Below are 13,935 nucleotides of genomic sequence, written 5' to 3'. Positions count from 1 at the left end.
GCAAAAATGCTGCACCTGCAACAGGACAAATGCGGCACCTGCGAAACACGCCATTCGTGATGAAAGTCATCCCGAGCGGCGATTCCGTTGCTCCGATTGACGAAAAATCCGACAGGACGCGCGGCGGACCAAAAACTAGGCAAAAACCAAGCAAACTGGGCCATTTCACGCACAAAGAATGCCCAGAATGAAGACCGCTGGGCGCCAAGGCGACCAGTTTTCCGACCCAATACAACAAAAACGTAACGATGACGCAAAACTTCACAACCCACGACGCAATCGTCCGATTAATCGTAGTGTACAGACGCGATCATCTCCCCATCCCTTCTCTCACAGAGAAAGCTGCACGATGACTCGCTTCAACGCACTGAACCTTGTTAAAAACGCCCTGTCCGGGCACAAAAACTGGACCGAGCAATGGCCGGAGAGCCAGCCGAAAGCCGAATATGACGTTGTCATCGTCGGCGCTGGCGGCCATGGGCTTGGCGCCGCATATTACCTCGCCAAAGAGCACGGCATCACCAATGTCGCCGTGATCGACAAAGGCTGGCTCGGCGGCGGCAACACCGGTCGTAACACCACGATCATCCGGTCGAACTACCTCTACGACGAATCCGCGCGGATGTTCGATCACGCGGTCGATCTGTGGCAAGGTCTCAGCCAGGAGCTGAACTACAACGTCATGTATTCCAACCGCGGCGTTCTCATGCTCGCGCACACCGTGCACGACGTTCAGAGCTTCAAGCGCCACGTTCACGCGAACCGTCTGAACGGCGTCGACAACCGCTGGCTCACCTCGGAAGAGTGCAAAGAATTCTGTCCGCCGGTGAACATCGCCAAAGACGCTCGCTACCCTGTCTTGGGTGGTGCGCTTCAGGAACGCGCCGGAACCGCACGTCACGATGCCGTGGCCTGGGGCTATGCCCGTGGTGCAGCCGAGCGCGGTGTGGACATCATCCAGAACTGCGCCGTGACCGCGATCCGTCGTCACCCGGATGGTTCTGTGGCTGGTGTTGAAACCGAAAAAGGCTTCATCAAAGCCAAGAAAGTCGCCGTGTCCGCCTCCGGCCACAACTCGATGGTCATGTCGACTGCCGACGTGCGTCTGCCGCTCGAATCCATGCCGCTTCAGGCACTTGTGTCCGAGCCGGTGAAGCCGATCTTCCCCTGCGTCGTGATGTCGAACGCTGTGCACGCGTACTGTTCGCAGTCCGACAAAGGCGAGCTCGTGATCGGCTCCGGTACTGACCAGTACGTCTCCTACTCCCAACGTGGCGGCCTGCCGCTCATTGAGCACACAGTCGCAGCGATCTCCGAAGTGTTCCCGATCTTCAACCGTATGCGCATGCTGCGCAAGTGGGGCGGGATTACAGACAACACACCCGACCGTTCGCCGATCGTCGGCAAGACCCCTGTCCAGAACCTCTACGTCAACGCAGGCTGGGGCACGGGCGGGTTCAAAGCCACGCCGGGCGCAGCACACACGCTGGCCTGGACCGTTGCAAAAGACGAACCGCACCCGATCAACGCACCGTTCACGCTGGACCGTTTCCGCACGGGTCGCCTGATCGACGAAGCCGCCGCCGCCGCTGTGGCCCACTAAGGAGTAACCAGACATGATCCAGATTCATTGTCCTTATTGCGGCGAAACGCTTCCCGAACTGGAATTCGCCTATGCGGGCGAAGCCCACATTGAACGTCCGCTGAGCCCTTCGGAGCAAAGCGACGAACAATGGGCAGAGTTCCTGTTCCTTCGCGAAAACGTCAAAGGTCCGCACTTCGAACGCTGGCGACACCTGCACGGCTGCGGCCGTTTCTTTAACGCGGTGCGGAACACCATCACCGACCGTTTCTACATCACCTACAAAGCCGGCGAACCGCGCCCGGATCTCGCAACGCTTCTGGAGGAAGATAAATGAGCAAGTATCGTCTTCGCGGACGCGGGCGTGTCGATTCCTCGAAACCCGTCGTTTTCACCTTTGATGGCAAGCCCTACACCGGCCTGAAAGGCGACACCGTTGCCTCCGCTCTGCTGGCGCACGGCGTACACCTCATGGGCCGTTCGTTCAAATACCACCGTCCGCGTGGTGCAATAGCTGCCGGTTCCGAAGAGCCGAACGCACTCATCGGTACGCGTCGTGGACCGGGTCGGTTCGAACCGAACACCCGCGCCACCGTTCAGGAAATCTGGGAAGGTCTCGAAACGACGTCCCAGAACAAATTCCCGAGCCTGAAATGGGACGTCGGTGCCGTCAACGACGCCGCCTACATGATGTTCTCGGCTGGTTTCTACTACAAAACCTTCATGTGGCCGCGTTCCTTCTGGGACAAAGTCTATGAGCCGTTCATCCGTGCGGCTGCCGGTCTGGGCGTGTCTCCGACCGAAGAAGATCCGGATACCTACGCGTCGCGTTACTCTTACTGCGATCTGCTGATCGTCGGTGCTGGCCCTGCCGGTATCGCCGCTGCGCGTGAAGCTGCCGGCAAAGGCCTCTCCGTCATTCTCGTCGACGAGAACCCGGAAATGGGTGGCACGCTGCTGTCCGAGCCCCAGTCCAAGATCAACGGCAAAGCCGCTTGGAATTGGCTCGAAGACGAGCTGGCTGCGCTGCAGGCCGCTGGCGTCAAGCTGATGACCCGCACGACCGCGATCGGTTACTACCATGAGAACCTGATCGCGCTGGTCGAAAAGCTGACCGACCACCTGCCGACTCTGCCTGAAGACACGCCGCGGGAGCGTATGTGGCGCGTGCGTGCGAAACAGGTTGTTCTGGCTCAAGGTGCTCTGGAAAAACCAATGGTCTTCCACGGCAACGACCGTCCGGGCGTCATGCTCGCCGGTTCTGCCCAGACCTTCCTGAACCGCTATGGCGTCAAGGTCGGTAACACCCCTGCCGTTGTCACCTCGCATGACAGCGCTTGGTATGCTGCATTCGACCTGCAAGATGCCGGTGCCTTTGTTCAGGCCATCATCGACACCCGTGCGCAAGTCCGCCAAGACCTTCAGGACGAAGCCCGCGCCCGTGGCATTCCGGTGAAACTGTCGCACACCGTCACTGCAACTGGTGGCCGTCTGCGCGTCAACAACGTCCGCGTGAACCCGGTTTCCGGCGGCACCAATGTCGGCGCAGGTCAGTGGATCAAATGTGATGCGCTCCTGATGTCCGGTGGTTGGACCCCGTCCCTGCACCTTTTCTCACACACCAAGGGCAGCCTGACCTGGGACGACGATCTCACCACGTTCCTCCCGAAAGACACGCCGGAAGACTGCGTGATCACCGGGGCCTCCCGTGGCCTTTGGGGTGTGGAAGCCGCACTGCGTGACGGTGCCGCCCGCGTTGGCGAAGCGCTCGCCAAACTCGGCATCGGCTCCTCTGCGTCCGAATACAGCGTCGAAGACGACCGCACTGGCTCCGGCGTGATGATGCGCGAACTGCCGACCGACCGCAGCCCGGGCAAAGCGAAAGCTTTTGTCGACTTCCAGAACGACGTGACCGCAAAAGACCTGCGTCTCGCTGTTCGCGAGGGCATGCGCTCCATCGAGCACGTTAAACGCTACACCACGAACGGCATGGCAACCGATCAGGGCAAGATGTCCAACATCAACGGCCTGAACATTGCTGCTGACGCTCTGGGCAAAAAGCAACCGCAGGTGGGTCTCACAACCTTCCGTCCGCCTTACACGCCGACCACCTTCGGTGCGTTCGCGGGCTATCACCGCGGCGAGCACTTCGAAGTCGTCCGCAAGACACAGATCGACGCTTGGGCCGAAGAGCATGGCGCAGTGTACGAACCTGTCGGCCAGTGGCGCCGTGCGCGTTACTTCCCGAAAGCGGGCGAAACCATGGATCAGGCCGTGACGCGCGAATGCGCAGCGACCCGTGCATCCGTTGGTATCTTTGACGCATCTACCCTCGGCAAAATCGAAGTCGTCGGCCCCGATGCCGCCGAGTTCATCAACCGCATGTATACCAACCCGTTCCTGAAACTGGCGCCGGGCAAATGCCGCTACGGTCTGCTTCTGGGCGATGACGGGTTCATCCGCGACGACGGTGTTATTGCGCGCGTTGAAGAGGATCGTTTCCACGTCACCACCACAACTGGTGGCGCGGCACGTGTCCTCAACATGATGGAAGACTACCTCCAAACGGAATGGCCCGACCTCAACGTCTGGCTCACCTCCACCACGGAGCAATGGTCCACCGTCGCCCTGAACGGTCCGAATGCTGCCAAGCTGCTCGCCCCCTTCGTCGAAGGTATCGAGCTGACCGAAGAAGCCTTCCCGCACATGTCCTGCGTGAACTGCACCGTGGCTGGCTACCCTGCCCGTCTGTGGCGCGTGAGCTTCACCGGTGAGATCGGCTTCGAGGTCAACGTGCCCGCACCTTATGGTCGCGATCTTTGGGAAAAACTGTGGGAGGCGGGTCAGCAATACGACATCACCCCCTACGGCACCGAGACCATGCACGTTCTTCGCGCCGAGAAAGGCTACATCATCGTCGGTCAGGACACCGACGGCACCGTTACCCCGGCGGACGCAGGGATGGACTGGGCCGTTGGCAAGAAGAAAGCCGACTTCGTGGGTATGCGCGGCCTTGCACGTCCGGACCTCGTGGCTCCGAACCGCAAACAGCTCGTTGGCCTTCTGACCGAAGACAACTCCTGGCTCGAAGAAGGGGCTCAGATCGTCTTTGATCCGAAGCAGCCGATTCCTATGAAGATGGTGGGCCACGTGACCTCTTCCTACAACCAAGGCACGACCGGTCGCCCGATCGCTCTGGCTCTTGTTGAAGGTGGTCACTCGAAGATGGGCGAAACCGTCTACATCCCGATGCCTGACCGGACCATCGCCGCAAAAATCACCGGGACCGTGTTCTTCGATCCTGAAAACAGCCGCCTGAAAATCTGATTGGAGGTCAGACATGTCTAAGCATATCTCTTCTCTGGCCCCCTCGGTCGTGGTGGACACCGCTGCTGCCCGAGTGGCCGTCTCGCAACTCATCGGGCGCATCTCTCTGCGCGCTCGTGGTGATCTCGCGGCAGTTGGCAATGCCATCGGCGTTGCGCTTCCGACCAAGATCGGCACCTGCGCAAAGGCAGATGGCATCGAAGTCGCCTGCCTCGGCCCGGACGAGTGGACCCTGTTGGTGTCTCTCAACCAGATCGAAAAGGTAGAGGACGCGCTCGCTGCCCTCTACCCGTCCCTGCCGCATTCGATGACCGAAGTCACCGGACGCGAAGTGACCTTCACGATTGAAGGTCCGCAGGCGGTCGATCTGCTGAGCATCGCAACTCCGCGTGACATCGCCAGCATCAAGGTCGGCGAAGCCCGCCGCACCCTCTTTGACGGTGCAACCGTCGTTCTTTGGCGCGATGCCGAGACCAGCTTCCGCATGGATGTCTGGAACAGCTTCGCCCCCTTCCTTGCCACAACCCTTGAGACCGGCGCGAAAGAACTCGCGGCCGAACTCGCCTGAACCTGAAGGATCATCCGCATGTTTGACCGCCTGCAAAAACCAGTGATCGCAGACGCCGACATCGCCTCCGCCATTGGCGAGGAACTGGAGCGTCAGCAGACCCAGATCGAACTGATCGCCTCCGAGAACATCGTGTCCCCGGACGTGATGGCGGCTCAGGGCTCTGTTCTGACCAACAAATACGCCGAAGGCTATGTCGGCAAACGCTACTACGGTGGCTGTGAATTCGTGGACAAGGTCGAGGCCGTCGCCATTTACCGTCTGAAGAAACTCTTCGGTGCCGAGTTCGCAAACGTTCAGCCGCACTCCGGCGCACAGGCGAACCAGGCTGTGTTCCTCGCACTGCTCCAGCCGGGCGACCGTATCATGGGTCTTTCCCTGGCTCACGGTGGCCACCTGACCCACGGCTCCCCTGTCACCATGTCCGGCAAATGGTTCGACGTCGTTTCCTACGAAGTTGATCCTGAAACCCACCTGATCGACATGGAAAAGGTGCGTGAGAAGGCGCTTGAAACCAAGCCGAAACTTATCGTTGCCGGTGCATCCGCCTACCCGCGCGTCATCGATTTCGAAGGCTTCCGCAAGATCGCCGACGAAGTGGGCGCATACCTGATGGTCGACATGGCGCACTACGCCGGTCTGATCGCTGGCGGCAAATACCCGAACCCGGTGCCGCACGCTCACGTGACCACCTCCACCACGCACAAGACCCTGCGCGGTCCGCGCGGCGGCGTGATCCTCACGAACGATGAAGCGATTGCGAAGAAACTGAACTCTGCTGTCTTCCCGGGCAACCAGGGCGGTCCGCTGATGCACGTCATCGCCGCGAAAGCCGTCGCTTTTGGTGAAGCACTTCAGCCGTCCTTCGCCGACTACGCCGAGCAAGTCATCGAAAACGCAAAAGCGCTCGCAGATGTGCTCAAAGTGGGCGGTCTTGGCATCGTCTCCGGCGGCACCGACTGTCACATGGTTCTCGTCGACCTGCACCCCAAAGGCGTGACCGGCAAAGTGGCAGAGATCGCGCTCGAGCGTGCAGGCCTGACCTGCAACAAAAACTCGATCCCGAACGATCCGGAGAAACCCTTCGTGACCTCCGGCATCCGTCTCGGCACCTCTGCGGGCACCACCCGCGGCTTCAAAGAGGCCGAGTTCGAACAGATCGGTTCGCTCATTCTCAAGGTTCTCAACGCTCTGTCCGAGAACCCGGAAGGCGACGCGGCTGTGGAAGCCGAAGTTCTGGCCGAAGTGAAGAAACTCTGCGCCGAGTTCCCGATCTACGGTGAATGATCTTGTCGCGGCATCTCTTTGGGGGTGCCGCACATACGAAACCGGGTCGATCTCTGATTGACTTAAGGGGCCTGTCGTTTCCTGCGCGGGCCCCGTTTTGCGAAAGGCTTCGCCATGTTCTTGTCCGTCTTCGACGTCTTCAAAATCGGCATTGGGCCCTCCTCCTCTCACACAGTTGGCCCGATGGTCGCGGCGGCTCGTTTCCTTGATGAGCTCCACGACAGGAACTTCAACATTCCGGGGTCCGGAAAACTTGCGCGTCTGGGCGCGAGCCTTCACGGCTCTCTCGCGTTTACCGGCAAAGGGCACGCCACAGACCGTGCCGTCCTGCTTGGCCTGTGCGGATACACGCCGGACACCCTTGATCCGGACAGGATCGAAGAGATCGAGGCCGAGGTTCGGGAAAAGAAAACCGTTGATGTCGACGGGATCGGCACGCTCGATTTCGATCCGGAAAAAGACATCGTGTTCGACTACGGTCCTGCGCTCGAAGGACACCCGAACGGTTTGATCATGAAGGCTTTCGATGAGGCCGGGAATCTGTATCAGACACGCACCTTCTATTCGATCGGCGGCGGTTTCGTCGTCACTGCCGAAGAGCTTGCAGCACAGGAAAACGAAACCCTGAGCCTGCACGACGAGAAAGCGGCTCTGGCCTACCCCTACCCGTTCGGTACCGCGAAAGAGATGCTTGAAATGGGGCTCTCCTCCGGCAAGTCGATTGCCGAAATGAAACGCGCCAACGAGCGCAAAGTGCACGGCGCAGAGTTGGAGGCCAAGCTCGACCGGATCATCGATGCGATGAACAGCTCCATTGATCGTGGCCTCACCCAAGAAGGCATCCTGCCCGGCGGCCTCAAGGTCAAGCGACGCGCCAAGGGCATTCATGAACAGCTCCAAGCCGAGCGCGGACTGAACACCTCCGCCCCGCACGTCGCGAACGACTGGATGAGCGTTTATGCGATGGCTGTGAACGAGGAAAACGCAGCTGGTGGGCGTGTCGTTACCTCTCCGACCAATGGTGCAGCGGGCGTGGTTCCTGCGGTTATGCGGTATTACCTGAACCATTGCATGGGCGCGTCCTCGACCAAGCTACGCGACTTTCTTTTGGTGTCGGCGGCCATCGGCGGTTTGATCAAGCACAACGCCTCGATCTCCGGAGCCGAAGTTGGCTGTCAGGGCGAAGTCGGTTCTGCTGCTGCAATGGCGGCTGCGGGTCTGTGTGCGGTTCTGGGGGGCACAAACGAACAGATCGAAAACGCTGCCGAGATCGCGCTTGAACACCACCTTGGCATGACCTGCGATCCGGCTGCGGGCCTCGTTCAGGTGCCCTGCATCGAACGCAACGCCCTCGGCGCGATCAAGGCGGTGTCTGCCGCGTCACTTTCGCTACGCGGCGACGGGACACACTTCATGCCGCTCGACAACTGCATCCAAGTGATGCTGGAGACAGGGCGCGACATGAATCTCAAATACAAAGAGACGTCGACCGGTGGCATCGCGGTGAACCTGCCGGAGTGCTAAAGGCCCCACCAAACTACAGAAGCGCGCGGAGGCCATCCCCCGCGCGTTTTTCTTTGGGCCAGTCTAGAACTCGCCCCACACGGACCTAGATCGGATAGAAACAGCCACCGGAGATTTCATGCCACCCCAAAAGCCGTTCCTGTCCCGCAGAGGGTTCCTCGCCTCTGCCGCCGCATCGACGCTCACCCCCGCACTGATCCCTGCCCGCGCCCGTGCGCAGCAGGTGATGCGGATGAGAGTTCAATTTGACGATCAAGAGGTGATCTATCGCCTCACGGACAACCCCACCACTCGGGACCTGATTTCCATGCTGCCGGTGGCGCTGACGATTCAAGATTTTTCAACCAACGAGAAGATCGTCCACCTGCCCCGCCGTCTCGACGAGGGCGGATTTGAGTCGTTCAGTGACGAGGCGCCGGGTGATCTCTGCTACTTTCTCGGGTGGGGCAATCTGGCGTTGTTCCACGATGATTACACCTTCCGAAATGACCTGATCCGGCTCGGGCGCCTCGAAGGCCCGGTAACGCCTCTGTTGCACAAGGGCGAGTATCCGGTGCGGATTGAAATGATCTGATGAAAAAGGGCGGCCCTCGGGGCCGCCCTTTCTGTGCCACGTATCGTGAGATCAGCTCGCTTTGAGCATCCCGTGCGGATCGAGCACGAATTTCTTCGCGGCACCGTGATCGAACGCTTCGTAGCCTTGCGCGGCGTCTTCGAGAGAGATCACCTGCGCGTTCACAATGTCCGCAATCGGGAGGCGGCCGTGCAGGATCGCCTGCATGAGTTGACGGTTGTACTTCAGAACCGGGGTCTGACCGGTGTGGAAGCTCTGCGCTTTCGCCCAGCCGAGGCCGAAGCGGAGGGACAGGCTTCCGACTTTGGCAGCATCATCCACAGCGCCCGGATCTTCGGTCACGTAGAGGCCGGGGATGCCGATGTCGCCTGCGGGACGTGTGATTTCCATCATCTGGTTCAGAACGATAGCCGGTTGCTCGCCACCTGCGTGCCCACGCGCCTCAAAGCCCACGGCGTCAATCGCGGCGTCCACTTCCGGGCTGCCAGTGATCTCGGCGATCATTTCGCCAAGACGGTCGCTCTTGGACAGATCGACAGGCACGAAACCCATTTTCGCCGCATGATCCAAACGCTCTTTATTGAAGTCACCGATCATCACGACGGCTGCGCCGAGAATCTGTGCAGAGGCCGCTGCCGCGAGACCAACAGGGCCAGCACCAGCGACGTAAACGATGGAGCCAACACCAACACCCGCTTTCACAGCCCCGTGGAAGCCCGTCGGCAGAATGTCCGACAACATGGTCAGGTCGGTAATCTTCTCAAGCGCCTGATCGCGGTCCGGGAATTTCAGCAGGTTGAAGTCTGCGTAGGGCACCATGACATAGCGCGCCTGACCGCCGACCCAGCCGCCCATGTCAACATAGCCATAGGCCCCACCGGCACGTTCCGGGTTCACGGTGAGACAGACGCCCGTGTCCTGCTCCTTACAGCAGCGGCAGCGACCACAGGCGACGTTGAACGGCACGGAGACGATGTCGCCGACATTCAGCATCTCGACGTCGGAGCCTTTTTCAATCACTTCGCCAGTGATCTCGTGGCCAAGGACGAGACCCTCTGGCGCGGTTGTGCGGCCACGGACCATGTGCTGGTCAGACCCACAGATGTTGGTGGAGACCACTTTCAGGATGACCGCGTGATCGAGCTTGCGCCCGTTCGGGGCCGCCATGGTCGGGTCTGCAATGTTCTGAACCTCGACTTTGCCGGGGCCCATGTAGACAACGCCTCTGTTGGAACTCATGATTTTCCTCCCAATTGCCGCGGGGATCGGCTCCGCACGGTCTGTTTTGTGTGTTTCGCTGATCCAGCCGTCCTCCCGGCACGGATCACGCCGCATCTCCCGCGATGCGGAAGTGCGTTCAAACAGGAGACAGCGCCGCCTCGTTCGACGCGTGTAGAGATGAGGCAAAACGGCAGAACATCTGCGCCACATTGAAAAACGCGCCCTCCTCGGCGGGAAGGCGCGCATCAGATTTGAGGTCACTAGGTCTGAGAAGGTGTCGCGCTTAGTGCGCAGCCACTCCGCGGAGACGTTCCGACCGGCGACGCAGCAATTCGACCGTGGTCAACAGCGCGATGGAGATCACCACGAGGATCGTCGCAACAGCGAGGATCGCTGGGCTGATCTGCTCGCGGATACCGCTCCACATTTCACGCGGGATCGTCTGTTGATCCGGACCTGCGATGAAGAGCACGGCAACCACTTCGTCGAAGGAGGTCACGAATGCGAACAGGCCACCCGAAATGACGCCCGGAAGGATGAGCGGCATCACCACCTTGAAGAACGTGCGGCGCGGGTTGGCACCGAGGCTCGCAGAGGCGCGGATCAGGGACTGGTCAAAGCCCGACATCGTCGCCGTCACAGTGATGATCACGAAGGGAATACCCAGTGCACCGTGGGCCAGAATGACACCAGTGTAGGTGGAGGTCAGACGACCGCATTCGAGACCAACGATGGCGCAGGGGTTGGAGTAGAAGAAGAACATCCCCGTCGCGACGATGATGATCGGCACGATCATCGGGCTGATCAGGATCGCCATAATGGTCCGGCGCCACGGCATTTCGGGACGTGCAAGGCCAAGCGCGGCCAGCGTTCCGAGAACTGTAGACAGGATCGTCGCCCAGAACCCGATGATCACGGAGTTCTTCGCGGCTTTCACCCAGTCGGCATTGTGCCACAGGTCGGACCACCATGCGCCGTCGCGCACCGCTTCAGCGGCTTGCATGCCCGTGGTCAAAAGCGAGTCATACCAGCGCATACTGTAGCCTTCGGAGTCGAGGCTGAGCATCTTCTCCGTGTAGGTGAAGTAGGGTTCCGCGTTGAACGACAGCGGGACAATCACGAGGATCGGCGCGATGAGGAAAAAGAACACCATGGCGCAGATCACCAGATATGCGTAGTGCCAGGCGCGTTCGAGCGGGGAAGCGTAGCTAGGCAGAGCCATTCGTCTTTCTCCTTAACCGAGTTTCAGTTTGTCGATGCCGATCAGGCGATCGTAGAGCCAGTAGAGGACGAGCACGCCGACCAGAAGCATGGTCGCCAGAGCGGCCGCCATCGACCAGTTTGCTTTGGTCATGTGGAACTGCACCATGTTCGAGAACAGCTGACCATCCGCACCACCGACGAGCGCCGGAGTGATGTAGTAACCAACCGCGAGGATGAAGACCAACAGCACACCAGCACCAATGCCGGGAATGGTCTGCGGCAGGTAGATGCGGCGGAAGGTTGTCCAGCTCGTCGCACCGAGGGAGCGCGCGGCACGGGTGTAGCTCACAGGGATAACACGCATGACGGAATAGAGCGGCAGCACCATGAATGGCAGCAGGATGTGGACCATAGCGATGATCGTGCCGGTCTGGTTGTAGATCATCTGGATCCGGCCATCATCGCTGATAATTCCGAGGGCGACGAGGACGGAGTTAATGACGCCCTGCCCTTGCAAGAGCACAATCCAACTCGTTGTTCGCACGAGAAGCGAAGTCCAGAACGGCAGAAGAACGAGGATCATCAGGAGGTTCGCCTTCGCCATCGGCAGCGTCGCGAGCAGATGGGCAATCGGGAATGCGAGGACGAGACAGATCGCGGTGATTACGCTCGCAAGGACAAAGGTCCGGATATAGAGGCGGAAATAGACGCGCTGGTTCTCATCCACCTTTTGCAGCTTGCCGTCCGCATCGCGTTCGAGGTCAAAGGCGATGGTATAGAAGTCGAGCGTCCAAGGGCTCGCGGCAGAGCGCATTGCGTTCCAGATCTGCGGCTCATCCCAATCCTCGTCGAGATCGAGGAATGTCTCCATGTAGGGCGGCTCGAGCTTGTCAGCGCCACGGGCGGCTTTCGTGAACATCGACCGCGTGCCAGAAACCACATAGTTGATCCGTGTTCCTGCATCACCTGCGGCGCGCGTCTCTTTCATGAGCAAAAGATCAGACGCCAGCGCGGTAAAAGCCGCTTCATCCGGCGCGCTGCCTTTGGGGTTCTCGGCGAACCACTGCGTCAGGGCCGGAACGGATTTGGAGAACTGATCGTTATAAACCGAACGCTGAAGCATCTGACCGATCGGCACAGCGAAGGTGATCAGAATGAACAGCAAAAGGGGCAGCACCAGAAAAAACGCGCGGCGTTTTGCCCGGGCCTGAGCCGACGCCAGCGCGGCCTTGAGCGGGCGCCCATCCGCGGTGGTCAACTGAGAAGCAACGTCAGACATCCTCTATCCTATCGTTCATTGGGCCTGGCTTTTCCCGGCCTATTATTCTTTGGGTGCCAAAGCTGCACGGTCGCAGACCGTGCAACCTGTTGACGTGCGTGTCGGAACACGCGTCAGAATTCAGGGGACCGGCGAAAAAGCAGAGGTAAAAGCTCTTTCGCCGGTCTGCCGGGCACAAGGGGACGGAGTACCCGGCAGTTTTTTTCCAATCCCGTGAGGGGATTAGTTGGCCAGAAGCCACGCGTTGAAGCGCTCGCCGAGTTCGGTTTCGCGGTCCACCCAGAAATCAGCGGAGGACGCCAGAGCGTTGGTCATGTTGTCCGGGTAGGTCGGCAGGTTCGGCGCCATCGGGATATCGGTGCCGTGCACGTTGCCCACGAGCGGAGCAGCGGATTTACGCGGCGTACCGTAGGAGATGCGCTCGGAAAAGTGAGCAGATTGCTCGGACATGGTCGCGAACTTGATGAACTCAAGCGCAGCTTCTGCGTTCGGAGCACCTTCCGGGATCACGTAGCCTTCCCACTCAAAGACCTGACCGTCCCAGAGAACTTCGAACGGTTTGCCTTCGTTGACGGCGGCGTTGAAGATACGGCCGTTGTAGGACATGGTCATGACGACTTCACCGTCAGCGAGAAGTTGCGGCGGTTGTGCGCCAGCTTCCCAGTAGATTGCGTCGTCTTTGATGCTGTCGAGTTTCGCGAAAGCGCGATCCACACCTTCGTCGGTGTCGAGCACGTCGTAAACCTCGGAAGCAGGAACGCCATCAGCCATCAGAGCCATTTCCAGAACCACTTTCGGGCTCTTGAGAACGCCGCGTTTGCCCGGGAATTTCTCGGTGTCAAAGAAGTCGGCGATGGAGGACGGTGCCGCGCCTTCAGCGAACTGGGACGCATCATAGGCAACTGCAGTTGCGTAGATGTCGTTCGGGATCATGCACTCGGTGAGGGTGCCTTCGATAAAGTCGTCCACAGCCGGGGTGCCATCGACGCCAGCCGGAAGAACAGTCGGATCGATCGGCATCAGCTGGCCTTCATCACACAGACGCACGGCGTCGGAGAGGAGGAACAGAGCGACGTCGGTGGTCACGTTGCCGGCATCTACCTGAGCTTTCACCGGGGTTGCAGGGTTGTCTGCATCCACAGAAACGACGCCGATGCCGGTTGCTGCGGTGAACGGCTTGTAAGACGCTTCGTTTTCAGCCGCGGCGTAGGACCCGCCCCAGCTCATGATGGTGATGTCATCGGCGAGAGCCGGAAGCGCGAGGCCACCGAGTGCCGTGGTCAGGGCAAAAAGGGTCTTCTTGTTCATGATTTTCTCCATGTTGGATCAGGATAATTCGCACGGGTTCAAGCCGTGCTTGTAGTGCCTCG

Annotated in this window: 11 protein-coding genes; 7 read left to right on the top strand and 4 right to left on the bottom strand. The window is 59.9% G+C overall.

Features of this window, described 5'->3' with window-relative positions:
• Positions 1–349: 349 nt before the first annotated feature.
• The 7 genes from LA304_RS03570 to LA304_RS03540 all read left to right on the top strand — a co-directional run bounded on the left by LA304_RS03570 (position 350) and on the right by LA304_RS03540 (position 8,862).
• Positions 350–1,603 carry a sarcosine oxidase subunit beta family protein gene (locus LA304_RS03570; protein WP_224501748.1) on the top strand — a complete coding sequence of 418 codons (1,254 nt, stop codon included), beginning with the start codon at positions 350–352 and terminating at the stop codon, positions 1,601–1,603.
• A gap of 13 nt (positions 1,604–1,616) precedes the next feature.
• The gene (locus LA304_RS03565; RefSeq protein ID WP_224501747.1) at positions 1,617–1,919 is read left to right on the top strand and encodes a sarcosine oxidase subunit delta; all 303 of its coding nucleotides are present in this window, start codon (positions 1,617–1,619) and stop codon (positions 1,917–1,919) included.
• The gene (locus tag LA304_RS03560) at positions 1,916–4,909 is read left to right on the top strand and encodes a sarcosine oxidase subunit alpha (protein WP_224501746.1); all 2,994 of its coding nucleotides are present in this window, start codon (positions 1,916–1,918) and stop codon (positions 4,907–4,909) included. Before LA304_RS03565 ends, LA304_RS03560 begins: the two co-directional genes overlap by 4 nt.
• Positions 4,910–4,922: 13 nt before the next feature.
• Positions 4,923–5,477 (top strand): sarcosine oxidase subunit gamma, encoded by a 555-nt coding sequence (locus LA304_RS03555; RefSeq protein ID WP_224501745.1) that lies wholly within the window; start codon positions 4,923–4,925, stop codon positions 5,475–5,477.
• Between the two features lie 18 nt (positions 5,478–5,495).
• Positions 5,496–6,764: a serine hydroxymethyltransferase gene (glyA, locus tag LA304_RS03550; protein WP_224501744.1), complete on the top strand. Its 1,269-nt coding sequence runs from the start codon at positions 5,496–5,498 to the stop codon at positions 6,762–6,764.
• A gap of 114 nt (positions 6,765–6,878) precedes the next feature.
• Positions 6,879–8,288, top strand: a complete 1,410-nt coding sequence (locus tag LA304_RS03545; protein ID WP_224501743.1) for an L-serine ammonia-lyase — start codon at positions 6,879–6,881, stop codon at positions 8,286–8,288.
• A gap of 118 nt (positions 8,289–8,406) precedes the next feature.
• Positions 8,407–8,862: a cyclophilin-like fold protein gene (locus tag LA304_RS03540; protein ID WP_224501742.1), complete on the top strand. Its 456-nt coding sequence runs from the start codon at positions 8,407–8,409 to the stop codon at positions 8,860–8,862.
• Between the two features lie 51 nt (positions 8,863–8,913).
• Here the strand turns inward: LA304_RS03540 and fdhA are convergent, their stop codons facing one another.
• The 4 genes from fdhA to LA304_RS03520 all read right to left on the bottom strand — a co-directional run bounded on the left by fdhA (position 8,914) and on the right by LA304_RS03520 (position 13,873).
• Positions 8,914–10,101 carry a formaldehyde dehydrogenase, glutathione-independent gene (gene fdhA / locus LA304_RS03535; RefSeq protein WP_224501741.1) on the bottom strand — a complete coding sequence of 396 codons (1,188 nt, stop codon included), beginning with the start codon at positions 10,099–10,101 and terminating at the stop codon, positions 8,914–8,916.
• A gap of 265 nt (positions 10,102–10,366) precedes the next feature.
• Positions 10,367–11,305, bottom strand: coding sequence for an ABC transporter permease (locus LA304_RS03530; protein WP_224501740.1), 939 nt, complete (start codon positions 11,303–11,305; stop codon positions 10,367–10,369).
• 12 nt (positions 11,306–11,317) lie between these two features.
• Positions 11,318–12,565 carry an ABC transporter permease gene (locus LA304_RS03525; protein ID WP_224501739.1) on the bottom strand — a complete coding sequence of 416 codons (1,248 nt, stop codon included), beginning with the start codon at positions 12,563–12,565 and terminating at the stop codon, positions 11,318–11,320.
• A 222-nt stretch (positions 12,566–12,787) separates the two neighbouring features.
• Complete coding sequence (locus LA304_RS03520) at positions 12,788–13,873, bottom strand: ABC transporter substrate-binding protein (RefSeq protein ID WP_224501738.1); 1,086 nt, start codon at positions 13,871–13,873, stop codon at positions 12,788–12,790.
• Between the last annotated feature and the right edge of the window lie 62 nt (positions 13,874–13,935).

It is taken from the genome of Celeribacter litoreus, assembly GCF_020165855.1.
Lineage (GTDB): Bacteria > Pseudomonadota > Alphaproteobacteria > Rhodobacterales > Rhodobacteraceae > Celeribacter > Celeribacter litoreus.
Note: the sequence above shows the minus strand (reverse complement) of the source record. Positions and strands in the feature narration are given on the sequence as shown.

What these genes read in the sequence shown, in the direction of transcription:
- LA304_RS03555 (WP_224501745.1), top strand. Translation starts at nt 4,923, where the DNA reads ATGTCTAAGCATATCTCTTCTCTGGCCCCCTCGGTCGTGGTGGACACC.
- LA304_RS03560 (WP_224501746.1), top strand. Translation starts at nt 1,916, where the DNA reads ATGAGCAAGTATCGTCTTCGCGGACGCGGGCGTGTCGATTCCTCGAAA.
- glyA (WP_224501744.1), top strand. Translation starts at nt 5,496, where the DNA reads ATGTTTGACCGCCTGCAAAAACCAGTGATCGCAGACGCCGACATCGCC.
- LA304_RS03540 (WP_224501742.1), top strand. Translation starts at nt 8,407, where the DNA reads ATGCCACCCCAAAAGCCGTTCCTGTCCCGCAGAGGGTTCCTCGCCTCT.
- LA304_RS03565 (WP_224501747.1), top strand. Translation starts at nt 1,617, where the DNA reads ATGATCCAGATTCATTGTCCTTATTGCGGCGAAACGCTTCCCGAACTG.
- LA304_RS03570 (WP_224501748.1), top strand. Translation starts at nt 350, where the DNA reads ATGACTCGCTTCAACGCACTGAACCTTGTTAAAAACGCCCTGTCCGGG.
- LA304_RS03520 (WP_224501738.1), bottom strand. Translation starts at nt 13,873, where the DNA reads ATGAACAAGAAGACCCTTTTTGCCCTGACCACGGCACTCGGTGGCCTC.
- LA304_RS03525 (WP_224501739.1), bottom strand. Translation starts at nt 12,565, where the DNA reads ATGTCTGACGTTGCTTCTCAGTTGACCACCGCGGATGGGCGCCCGCTC.
- LA304_RS03545 (WP_224501743.1), top strand. Translation starts at nt 6,879, where the DNA reads ATGTTCTTGTCCGTCTTCGACGTCTTCAAAATCGGCATTGGGCCCTCC.
- LA304_RS03530 (WP_224501740.1), bottom strand. Translation starts at nt 11,305, where the DNA reads ATGGCTCTGCCTAGCTACGCTTCCCCGCTCGAACGCGCCTGGCACTAC.
- fdhA (WP_224501741.1), bottom strand. Translation starts at nt 10,101, where the DNA reads ATGAGTTCCAACAGAGGCGTTGTCTACATGGGCCCCGGCAAAGTCGAG.